Source organism: Oleiphilus sp. HI0043 (assembly GCF_001634935.1).
In genome coordinates this window covers 1-825 of sequence record NZ_LWEY01000697.1, presented here as the reverse complement: position 1 = coordinate 825, position 825 = coordinate 1, and the positions used below count along the sequence as shown (strand labels likewise).

The following is an 825-nucleotide window of genomic DNA, read 5'->3' as shown; positions in this document are numbered from 1 at the left end:
TAAATAATGTCAGTTTTAATTAATAAAGATACAAAAGTTATCTGTCAGGGTTTTACTGGTGGGCAAGGTACTTTCCACTCAGAGCAAGCTATTGCATATGGCACGCAAATGGTTGGTGGTGTAAGTCCGGGTAAGGGTGGTCAGACTCATCTTGGTCTTCCAGTATTCAACACTGTTAGCGAAGCGGTTGAAGCTACGGGTGCGACGGCTACGGTTATCTATGTTCCAGCACCTTTCTGTAAAGATGCGATTTTAGAGGCGATTGATGCAGGTATCGAGCTGATCGTTACCATTACTGAAGGCATTCCTACTTTGGATATGGTTGATGTGAAGGTTAAGCTTGATCAAGCTGGCGTTCGTATGATTGGACCAAACTGTCCTGGTGTTATCACCCCAGGAGAGACTAAGATCGGTATCATGCCTGGTCACATTCACCTACCAGGAAAGGTTGGTATTGTTTCTCGCTCAGGTACTTTGACTTATGAAGCGGTTAAGCAAACAACTGATGCAGGCTTCGGTCAGTCAAGTTGCGTAGGTATTGGTGGTGACCCAGTACCAGGTACTAGCTTTATTGATGTTTTGGAAATGTTCCAGAACGACCCCCAGACAGAAGCTATTGTAATGATTGGTGAAATTGGTGGTACTGCTGAGGAAGAAGCAGCTGAGTACATCAAGGCTAATGTAACAAAGCCTGTTGTGTCGTATATAGCGGGTGTTACAGCGCCTGCTGGTAAGCGTATGGGGCATGCTGGGGCGATCATCGCTGGTGGTAAGGGTACAGCTGATGAGAAATTCGCTGCACTCGAGGCAGCTGGTGTGAAGACT

At 46.3% G+C, this 825-nt stretch carries 1 protein-coding gene; it reads left to right on the top strand.

All coding sequences use genetic code 11. From position 1 onward, the window contains the following. Nucleotides 1-6: 6 nt before the first annotated feature. On the top strand, nucleotides 7-825 hold an 819-nt coding region (sucD, locus tag A3729_RS08260), incomplete at its 3' end, for a succinate--CoA ligase subunit alpha (protein ID WP_068633618.1).